Annotated in this window: 8 protein-coding genes; 2 read left to right on the top strand and 6 right to left on the bottom strand. The window is 44.6% G+C overall.

Annotated elements, in window-relative coordinates:
* The 6 genes from I8752_RS19910 to cbiM form a co-directional block, all read right to left on the bottom strand.
* Positions 1-201 (bottom strand): transposase family protein (locus I8752_RS19910; protein ID WP_214434031.1); only part of this gene is annotated, 201 nt, incomplete at its 3' end.
* Positions 202-230: 29 nt separating this feature from the next.
* Positions 231-734: a hypothetical protein gene (locus I8752_RS19915; RefSeq protein ID WP_214434032.1), complete on the bottom strand. Its 504-nt coding sequence runs from the start codon at positions 732-734 to the stop codon at positions 231-233.
* Between the two features lie 579 nt (positions 735-1,313).
* Complete coding sequence (locus I8752_RS19920; RefSeq protein ID WP_214434033.1) at positions 1,314-2,090, bottom strand: energy-coupling factor ABC transporter ATP-binding protein; 777 nt, start codon at positions 2,088-2,090, stop codon at positions 1,314-1,316.
* Between the two features lie 143 nt (positions 2,091-2,233).
* Complete coding sequence (cbiQ, locus tag I8752_RS19925) at positions 2,234-3,127, bottom strand: cobalt ECF transporter T component CbiQ (RefSeq protein ID WP_318780871.1); 894 nt, start codon at positions 3,125-3,127, stop codon at positions 2,234-2,236.
* Positions 3,128-3,355: 228 nt separating this feature from the next.
* Positions 3,356-3,724, bottom strand: a complete 369-nt coding sequence (locus I8752_RS19930) for a PDGLE domain-containing protein (RefSeq protein ID WP_225895774.1) — start codon at positions 3,722-3,724, stop codon at positions 3,356-3,358.
* 30 nt (positions 3,725-3,754) lie between these two features.
* Positions 3,755-4,507 (bottom strand): cobalt transporter CbiM, encoded by a 753-nt coding sequence (cbiM, locus tag I8752_RS19935; RefSeq protein WP_214434034.1) that lies wholly within the window; start codon positions 4,505-4,507, stop codon positions 3,755-3,757.
* A gap of 541 nt (positions 4,508-5,048) precedes the next feature.
* Between cbiM and I8752_RS19945 the strand changes: the two genes are divergently transcribed.
* Positions 5,049-7,517 (top strand): response regulator, encoded by a 2,469-nt coding sequence (locus tag I8752_RS19945; RefSeq protein WP_225895775.1) that lies wholly within the window; start codon positions 5,049-5,051, stop codon positions 7,515-7,517.
* Between the two features lie 383 nt (positions 7,518-7,900).
* Positions 7,901-10,651, top strand: a 2,751-nt coding sequence (locus I8752_RS19950) for a PAS domain S-box protein (protein ID WP_214434035.1), incomplete at its 3' end; no start/stop codon positions are given.

Genomic DNA, 10,651 nt, shown 5'->3' on the forward strand with positions numbered 1-10,651 from the left:
GTATGTTCGGTATTCTCTCCAATATTCTAATGTCATCAACAATTGGTCTTCTAAGCTTAATTTACCCGGTCGCCCTGTTTTCTGTTTTGTTCGATGAAGCGATCGCACTACCTCTAACATCTCGTTAAAAGTATCTGGACGTACACCACACAAGCGTTTAAAGTCTTCTGATTTCAGACTCTTTACCTGTTCGTAGGTCATAGATGCTACCCAACTCTATCCTACTTGTCTCACGCATCTAGGACTTTTGCAAGAGGTCTAAGGAAACTACCTTGCTGCACGACTTTGCCACCTGCGAGTACGTAAATGCGATCGGCGTTTTGAATAGTACTGAGGCGATGGGCGATCGCTTCCACAGGATCTTGCACTCGGTTAAAATCTTCTGAGGCAGCTGGCGGACAAATTTTTATTCCTGATGCTCGTCCGATAGCACCAGCAGCAATTAGTAAGGCTTGACCTGGATCGTTTGCATCAAGACTATTATTAAATCCTAAACTATTATTTAACCTGTCTAACTTTGGCTGGGGCAATACTGATGCTAATTGAGCTAACGTCTCTTGCATCACTTGACTTTCAAGACGTTCTCTAGCTTGAAATCTCAGTAATTCTGCATCCATCTCTTGCCGTTGCAGCAGATTAATACAGTGGAGGAAATAGGTTTGTAGTTGAGACAAACCACCTAACAAGCAATTTATGTCTTCGATTTCCGCAGTGCTAGTACTTTGCAACTCCACAGTAAGTAGAACGGTGCAAATAAATCGAAGTATGTAACAAAAAGTAAAGTTGCCTAAAACCCTCTTTCCTTCTGCCTTCTGCCCTCTGCCCTCTGCCTCCTGCCTTGTTATAACAACAATTTTTAACATCGACCTACTTACAGCAGTTTCCGATGTTATGAGGTACAGTTAATATTAATAAAATAAAAAGATATAGCGTTTCCTAAGCAACTGAGGTACACCCAAATCTTATTTACCAAGGTTAGTAGCATTAAAAATGTACCTCACTAGGTCGGGAACCGCTATAACCCTCTTCTGTCACTCTCCGTGAGGGCGATTGCTAGAAGTCTCACGAGGCAATCAATACAACCTATACTATTAGAAAAAAATTGCTCTTGAATTTGTTATTAGAAAATAATCGCGCGATCGCTTGCTGTACAAAAGCTCTAGAATTCAGAAATGGCAAATGTTTTCGGAGACTGACAGAAGAGGGATAATTGCGGGATGATTTTGGAATTTGCATCAACCATAATCCCCGCGTCTCCGTGTCACCGTTTCACCGCGTCAGCCTCAATCATCCCCTTATTCAGCAACGCCCAATTATCTGTATCTCACAGGTGCATGTTCTAGCTGACAGTAAGGGCGACTGTAGCATAATGGTGACTCTAAAGCGTGCCCCAGCAAAAACTCTGGATTGCTCATTACTTTTTCAGTTGCGCCATCATACACGACCTGACCTTGACTGAGAACAACTGTGCGATCGCACAAATCCAAAGCTAAATCTAAATCGTGGGTTGCAATCAGTTGTGTCAGAGGTAAACTGTGCAGCAGTTCAATGAATTGACGGCGAGAACGGGGATCTAATTGAGCCGAGGGTTCATCAAATACTAATATCTGTGGGTTCATAGCTAACACTCCGGCGATCGCAATCCGTTTCTTTTCACCTCCAGATAAATTATCGGTATAGCGTTGCCCGTACCATTGGGGATCGATATCAACTGCTGCCATTGCTTGCAGAACTCGCTGTTGTAATTCCTCACCTTGCAAACCCAGATTCATCGGCCCAAAAGCAACATCTTCCCACACTGTTGGCATGAACAACTGATTATCAGGATTCTGGAACACCAAGCCGACAAAATTCCGAATGTTTCGCAAATTCTCAGCAGTTAAAGGCCATTCTCCAATCGTCACCTGTCCCGACTCAGGCATGATAATTCCATTGAGATGTAACAGCAATGTGGATTTTCCAGAACCATTGGCTCCGATTAATGCCACTCGCTCAGTTGCTTTGATAGACAAATTAATATCTCTCAAAGCTTGAGTTCCGTCAGGATATCTATAGCTAAGATTTTGAATTGATATTGGATTGTGGTGCATTAAGACAATACGAACAAATATTATTTAAGTAGGTCGGCGTAAATAATTATTGTTGAGATGAGGCAGGGAGCAGGGGGGCAGGGGGAGAAAGAGTTTGAGCCTTATTTACTTTTCTTCACACAGCTTGGTTTTATTGCACTGACTTACTTACGCCAGTAAATAGCCTGACCCAGTAGCGCTAAGATTACAGTCAAACTCAGAGCCACAACATCATACCTTCCACCCGACGAAACTTTTTCTACCATCGGTGGTACTCCTTGATAACCTCGTGATAGCATCGCCTGATAAACTAAATTTCCTCGATCGTACGTGCGGATAAACAGCGCTCCGATCGTGTTGCCAACAATTAAACGTATCGAGCGATTGCTATTCATCAGGTTTCGGGACTCGGCTGCTCGACGCATAGCGTTAAACTCGCCTATTAATACGCTGATATAGCGATACATAGATGCTAGAATCGCTACTAGTAGTGGTGGTGTTTTCAGTTCCAGCAGCGCATGAAGTAGTGCCGTTACTGAAGTTGTTAAAGTCAATAAGTTCAGTATCGATAGCGATAGTAATGCCTTAAGCGTCACACTACCCAAAACAGTTAGCCCTACTGTCGTAACCTGTATTGGCCCCCAAGACCATAAAATTTCGCCACCACCTCGGAATAAAGTACCCAGGAGAACTACACCAATAAATGTGAACTCTACTGCCAACCGTTTCAGTAGTACTAATAAGGTGACTCGACTCAGCAATAGCAGGCAGATTAAAGCTAATCCATAAATACCCCAAGTCCACCAATGCCCATCTGGTGTTAAGACAGTGGCGAACACGAACAACAATGTACATAGTATCCGGGTACGGGGAGCAAGTTTGTGCCAGGGAGTAGCTTGTTTACTATCGATATCCAGTACAAATGCTCCAACATGCAGCAACATGATGTTAAGTTCCCACTTAATAATTCGTAATTCATAATTCGTGAGCAAGTTGCCGTCTTGGCGCTTTGCGTCGATGGCAAACTTGCGCTCGCGCAGCGTATCCGAAGGATTCACCCGAAGGGTAATTCGTAATTACGTGTAATGTGAATTGAGCGATGAAATTCTTGTAATTTCGTCGATAGTGCCAAAACCAAGATTTTTAACAAGTCTTGAAACCCTTATGGGACTAAAGGCATTTTTAATTCACATCAGGCGTTAATTAAGAATTTGGGAGGCGTTAAAGCAGAATTCCATAATTTTTGCACCCTTTATCCCATATCCAGTACCCAGTACCAGTCCCTTTTACTCATCTGAGTCTGAATAGCCATCATGCTCTGTAGAAGGTGAAGTTGAACCACGTACAACTAATTTACCGATCCCCCAAGCTAAACCAAAAGTTACTAAGGTTCCGACTAGACCAGCTAAGGGAGTGGCGATCGCTTCTGGTACGCCTCTGAGGGCATACTCATCGAAAATGCCGTAAAAGGGTAACTTGCGAGCTGGCGTATCTTCATGTGCCTTGCTGTCAAACTTGAGGTCTTGTGAAACTCTATCGAGTCCATCTGGATTTTTGCTAGCCAGTGGTGAAAGGAAAATTGCAATTAGCAGGGCAGTACCTAGGCCAGCGATGACAAAGGCACGGTTGCGCGATCGCGAGATATTGTTATTCATAAGCATTTAGTCCTGATTCAATAAATACTTTTAATACCGAGATAGAGGACGAGAGGTTGATACTTTCGTCTTGCGGGGCGGATCGTAAAGTAGCTCAGGTCGAGTCCGCCAAATGAAACTTAGTGCTACTACAGTAATCAGCGCTTCGCCAATGCCAATGAGAACGTGCCAAGAAGCCATTGCGGTAAAAGCCACCGCTAGAGGAACTGTTCTGGAGATAGCAAGTTCCAAGGCACACACAATTGAGGCTACCACTACGCTTGTCCAAGCTGCGATCGCTGCCCCAATTACTAACCCAGACAAGCGATCGCGTCCAATAGCAAATCTGACTGTGCGATAGAGATAGTAACCGCCAAACGTACCGATTAATCCCATGTTAAAGATGTTGGCTCCTAACACCGTCAATCCACCATCTTGAAACAGAACGCCCTGTACAATGAACACTGCAACCATCACTAGCGAACCAGCCCACGGCCCTAATAAAGCTCCTGCCAATGTTCCTCCCAAAAGGTGTCCAGAAGTACCTCCTGGAATGGGAAAATTAATCATTTGTGCTGCAAAGATAAATGCTGCACAAACTCCCATTAAAGGTACAGTTCGTTCTTGATATTCTGCCTGTGCTTGCCTAATAGCTAGTGCAATTAGACCAATGGCAATTATCCAGGTAACAAGGATTACGGGTAAATTCAAAAAGCCATCCGGAATGTGCATAGCTAAATGCGGCTGTATTATCCAGTACCGCCAGCCGAAGGACGAAATACCTGTGGATGCTACTGTGTCCATATTTAAGAAGTGTCCTTTGCAGCCAGATTATTTAAGAGTCTAATTTTTCAGTAGACCATGTATTTTGTCGAAACTTCAATCCCATAGGGGGGCATAAAAATTGCAGATTTAGGCAACCAAGAACGAGTTGAAAAACGAGAACCAACAGGTTAGGTGGAGGTTGGGTAAAGGGTAAAAGGGATTGGGGATTGGGGACTGGGAAAAGGAGAAAGGTTAAAGGGAAAGGGGGAAAAACTTTGTTTGATTCCTTTCCCCCTTCCCCACCAAGGCAACTTGGCGTACTATTTAGATACCTTTAGATAGCTTAGAAAGTCGCGGTATAACTTTCACCAAGGGTGTGGGGGAAGAGATCGCCCCAACCACCCGTATGTAGTACAAGCCCCGTATGAGTCAAAACGCTTGCGCCCTTCGAGTTAAAGCTCCGTCCAACACCGTTTTCCCCTACACCCTACCCCCTACACCCCACACCCTATTCTTGACTCTTCCAAGTTAACTGTACTTAATAGCTATATGATATGAATGCAATCAGACTGATAGCGAAATGTTACGTATTCTCCTGATTGATGATAATCCTAGCGATCGCCTCATCGCAGTGCGTCAACTGAAGCGAGAGTTTGCCGATCTGAAAATAGAACAGGTTGCCATCGCAGACGAATTAGCTCAAGCATTAGAGAGGGGGGAATTTGACTTAGTTATCACCGATTATCAATTACGCTGGAGTAATGGTTTAGAAGTGCTACGAGCAATAAAAGCTCGTTCTCCTGACTGCCCAGTGATTATGTTTACCAACAGCGGAACCCAAGAGGTTGCGGTAGAGGCAATGAGGTCGGGGTTAGATGACTATGTTGTCAAGTCACCTCAGCACTACGTGCGCTTAACAGCCGCAGTTCGTTCGGCCTTAGAAAGAGCAGCAGTTCGCCAAAAAGCGGTGAATTTGGAAGTGCGTTTCCAAACACTGCTCAACCGATTAAATGTGGGAATTTATCGGGCAACTGTAGATGGTTCTTTACTAGAGTGCAACCCAGCATTTCTACGTCTCATTGGGCTGGGAACATTGCCAGAAGAGCAAGCAAGTAGATTAATTGAGCTTTATTTTCAGCCAGAAGACTACGCTCAATTGATTAACCAACTGCGAGAAAATGGGGAAGTGCGCGATCGCGAGATGCAACTAAGACGAGCAGATGGTAATCTAACTTGGGTGCGTGTCAGTAAAACCTTCACCAAAATAAATGGCATCACGATTATTGATGGCTTAATTGAGGATATCAGCGATCGCAAACAAGTAGAATTAGAGCGAGAGCAACTTCTCAGCCGCGAACAAGCTGCGCGGATGGAAGCTGAAGCTGAAAAGCAAAACTATAGTTTACTATCTGAAGCTAGCCGATTACTAGTGTCTTCGCTCGATTACCGCGCAACTCTAGCTAAGTTAGCAAACTTAGTTGTTCCCACCTTGGCTGATTGCTGTTTTGTTGATGTTGCCCTGACTAATTTAACAATATTTGAAGAACCAGTTATTGCTGCCGCTACCCCAGACATAGAAGCACTGGTACTTCTTTTGAGACGGCATTATTTCGCCTCAGATAATACTGATTTTGGTATACGTAAGGTGCTGCGAACTCTGGAGCCAGAGTTAGTTACTGATGTGCCAAATACACTTTTACCCGCAATCAGTCAAGATGCCGAACTCGTGCGACTGATGCGCCAAATAAATCTTCAGTCTTACATCATAGTGCCGCTAGTGGTTCGCGATCGCAAGCTAGGCGCAATTACTTGGCTGACAACCGAGCCGAATCATCGGTACAGTACTACCAATTTGGCTATGGCTCAAGCATTGGCTCAACGAGCAGCTACCGCCATTGATAACGCTCAACTTTACCAACAATCTTTGGATGCCAACCGCATTAAAGATGAATTTCTCGCTGTCCTATCTCACGAAATCAGAACGCCACTCAATCCCATTTTGGGTTGGGCGAAACTTTTGCGTAGCAAAAAGCTGGATGAAAACAAGACGGCTTTTGCCCTCGAAACCATCGAACGTAATGCTAAATTACAGACAAAACTGATTGAAGATTTACTAGACATCTCCCGCATCTTGCGGGGTAAGCTCAACCTCAATGTTTGCCCAATTGATTTAGCAACCATCATTAGAGCCGCGATGGAAACGGTACGGCTATCGGCGGAAGCAAAATCAATTCAAATTAACTCCGAACTTGATTCTGTGGTTTGTCAAGTATTTGGAGATCCAGGGCGCTTACAACAAGTTATCTGGAATTTACTCTCTAATGCTATTAAGTTCACACCAGAAGGCGGGCGAGTTGAAATTTATTTAGAGCAAGTCGAGTCTCAAGCTCAGATTTTAGTGAGAGATACAGGTAAAGGTATTAACCCAGATTTTCTTCCCTATGTATTTGACACCTTCCGTCAAGCTGATAGTGCTACCACAAGAAAATTTGGTGGTTTGGGATTGGGATTGGCAATTGTACGTTATCTAATAGAAATGCATGGTGGAACAGTCTTAGCAGAAAGTTCTGGAGAAGGACAGGGAGCAACCTTCATCATCAATTTACCGATGTTACTTACCGAACTCCAGGTAAGTAATAAAGACAGTGAGGCAACAACTGCCAGCGCTTCAGTTTTTGAGGATCTGCAAATTTTAGTTGTAGACGACGATCCTGATTCTTTGGAGCTAGTTACCTTCATTTTGGAACAATATGGAGCTACTGTCACAGCAGTATCATCAGCAAAAGAAGTACTAGCAGCAATAGCAAAGTCAAAACCAGACTTACTCGTAAGCGATGTCGGGATGCCAGAAATGGATGGTTACATGCTGTTGAGGCAAATCAGGTCGCTCAGTGCAGCACAAGGAGGAGAAATAAGAGCGATCGCTCTGACTGCTTATGCTAGTGAAGGAGACGAACAGCAAGCTCTCTCAGTTGGTTTTCAAGCCCATATTGCCAAGCCGATAGATCCAGTTCAGTTAGTTGCAACGATTACCAACATCATGCAATAAAGTAGGGAGAATTGAGGGAGATGAGGGAGATGAGGGGGATGAGGGAGATGAAGAAGTCGTTTTTTATCGAGAGAATGGGGTCTAAAACCTCACCTTTATAAGGCGAAAAGTTTTTGGAGCGGGGTATAAATCCCTGTTACAAAAACGGCCTCCTGCCTCCTGCCTCCTGCCTTCGTTAACTTCAATCCTAGTCCCTTTAAATGTAATAATAAAAATCTATAAGCTAGCTATAAATTCTTAATTATTTTTAATATCTGTCTTAAGTATTAATACTCAATAAACTGATATTTCATCCTGCGCGTCGTATTCAAACAATAATCGTCATAAGTAAAATAAATATTGCCAAATGTAGTAAATCTTTAAAATTACCAGGAAAATGACTTATGCATAATGCAAATAGCTCCTGGCAGTTAAGAAACTACAGTATTGCTATATTCACCAGCGCTTTAGCACTGTTATTGTCTCTACTTATCTCGCCATTGCTTGAGAGCTTTACCTTCTCAATATTTTTTATAGCGGTGGTGTTGAGTTCATGGTATGGCGATCGCAATTCCGGTGGGCTAGCTACTCTTTTGTGTAGCTTGGCTATCGCTTACTTCTTTTTGCCGCCAATTTATTCATTCTCCGTGATGACGCTGGATGGCACGATTCAACTGGGGTTATTTGTGAGTGTATCTTTACTAACCACTGAGTTGAATGCTGCCCGAAAACGGACAGAATTAAGGCTGCAAGAAAGCGAAAATCGCTACCGGGAAATGGTAGAGACGGTGCAGGACTATGCCATTTTGAGACTCGACCCACAGGGGCGAGTTGTGACTTGGAATACTGGAGCAGAACGCATCGAAGGTTACACAGCCACAGAAATTTTAGGCGAACATTTCTCTCGCTTCTACACAGCTAGCGACTTAGAGCGAGGTCATCCTGACTATTTGTTGCAAACAGCTGCATCTGAGGGAAAGTTTGCTGAAGAAGGTTGGCGAGTTCGCAAAGATGGCTCTCAGTTCTGGGCGAGTGTGCTATTAACAGCTATCCGAGATCGACAAGGAAAGTTACTTGGCTTCTCGCAAGTGGTGCGGGAAATAACGGCATACAAACAGGCAGAAGAGGAATTGCGGGTACGGGCGCGTCAACAAGAAGCGATCGCGCAATTAGGGCAATTGGCACTTTCCGGTATCAACCCCACAGCGCTAATGCATGAAACCGTAACTTTGGTAGCTCAAACTCTAAATACGGAATACTGCAAAATTTTAGAGTTGCTGCCACAAGTGGATCTTCTACTGCTACGGGCAGGCATAGGATGGCAACCGGAATTAGTTGGTCGTACTACAGTCAGTACAGGTAATGCTTCTCAAGCAGGCTATACCTTGCTTTTTAATCAGCCAGTTGTAGTTACAGACATCAACAAAGAGACGCGTTTTCGTGGTTCTCCCCTGCTATTTAAGCATAACGTTATCAGCGGTATCAGCGTAATTATCAACGGGCATAAACCACCTTGGGGAGTTTTAAGTGCCCATACCAGGCATCAGCGAACCTTTACTCAAAATGACATCAATTTCTTACAAGGTATTGCCAATATCCTGGCTGAAGCAATCGATCGTGGAGAATCAGCCCAAGCATTACAAGAAAGTTATAGCTTGCTACAAAGTGTCTTAGAAGGTACAAATGATGCTGTATTTGTCAAAGACCGCCAAGGTCGCTACCAACTAATTAATACAGCTGCGGCACGAATTTTCGGCAACAGCAAAGACCAAATCGTTGGTAAAGACGATACTCAGCTACTGCCAATAGACATTGCTGCGGCGATCAGAGAAACCGATCGCCGGGTTATGACTAGAGGTAGGGCAGAAATTGTCGAGGAACTTGTCAGAGAAGCAGGTAGCTTGCATACATACTTATCTACTAAAGACCCCTACCGAGATGCAGGAGGTAATATTATTGGGCTGATTGGGGTAGCGCGAGACATCACAGAGCGCAAGCAAGCTGAAGCAGCATTGTTACGCTCAAATCAGCGTTTGGAAACTTTAAGAGCCATCGACCGTGCTATTTTAAGGGCAGAGTTGTCAGAACAAATTGCTCAAGCTGCCCTAGAGCGCTTAACAAGTGCGATCGCCTGCCAGCACGCCGCTGTGATTTTATTTAACTTCAATAAAGGTGAAGCCCAGATTTTGGCGGGGCAAATTGCGCTTAATTTTACTGGATCGGTTGTACCGATTACCGAACTGATACCGCTGGAGACAGCGAACAAGATACAGCCTATTTTGTATGTGGAGAATATTGCCTGCTTGAGCAGTCGCACGCCAGCCCTAGAGCGTCAGCTAAAAGTAGGTTCGCAAAGTTTCCTAGCAGTGGCGTTATTGGTCGAAGGCAATTTAATTGGAGAGTTGACTTTATTTGCCAACACAACCGCTGCTTTTGACTCAGAAGACCAAGCGATCGCCACTGAAATTGCCACACAATTAGCGATCGCTATCCAGCAATCGCAATTGCGAGAACAACTGCAAAACTATGCTAACCAACTAGAGCAACGAGTTACCGAACGCACAGCCGCTCTAGTTGAAGCCAACAACGAACTCCAAGCCTTTGGCTATTCTGTTTCCCACGACTTACGCGCTCCCTTGCGATCGATGCAAGGTTTAGCTCAAGCACTTCAAGAAGACTACAGCAGCCAGTTAGATAGCGATGGGCAAGAATATATTCAGCGGATTATTGCCTCTGCCGAACGCATGGATGGGCTGATTCAAGATTTGCTCGACTACTCGCGCCTGAGTCGAGCGGACATGAAACTGCGGGTACTGAACCTAACAGAAATCGTCACGGAAGCCATAAGTCAACTAGAGACATTGCGATCGCGGCAAGCTCAGATAACCATAGAACAGCCGCTCCCCGAAATCATAGGTCATCGCACAACCCTAGTGCAAGTTTTGATTAACTTACTCAGTAATGCCACCAAATTTGTCCCCGCTCACAAGCAACCCCAAGTCCGTGTATGGGCAGAAGTGAGGAGAGTAAGGGGAGCAGAGGAGCAGAGGAGCAGAGGAGCAGCGGGAGCAGAGGAGCAGAGGAGCAGAGGAGCAGCGGGAGATAAGCAAGAAAATTCTCCCTCATCCCCCTCATCCCCCTCATCTCCCTCATCC

Source organism: Dendronalium phyllosphericum CENA369 (assembly GCF_016056275.1).
Classification (GTDB): Bacteria; Cyanobacteriota; Cyanobacteriia; order Cyanobacteriales; family Nostocaceae; genus Dendronalium; species Dendronalium phyllosphericum.

Bases quoted from the DNA above. Each gene is read 5' to 3' on its own strand.
- I8752_RS19920 (WP_214434033.1), bottom strand. From the start codon at position 2,090: ATGCACCACAATCCAATATCAATTCAAAATCTTAGCTATAGATATCCT.
- I8752_RS19930 (WP_225895774.1), bottom strand. From the start codon at position 3,724: ATGAATAACAATATCTCGCGATCGCGCAACCGTGCCTTTGTCATCGCT.
- cbiM (WP_214434034.1), bottom strand. From the start codon at position 4,507: ATGGACACAGTAGCATCCACAGGTATTTCGTCCTTCGGCTGGCGGTAC.
- I8752_RS19945 (WP_225895775.1), top strand. From the start codon at position 5,049: ATGTTACGTATTCTCCTGATTGATGATAATCCTAGCGATCGCCTCATC.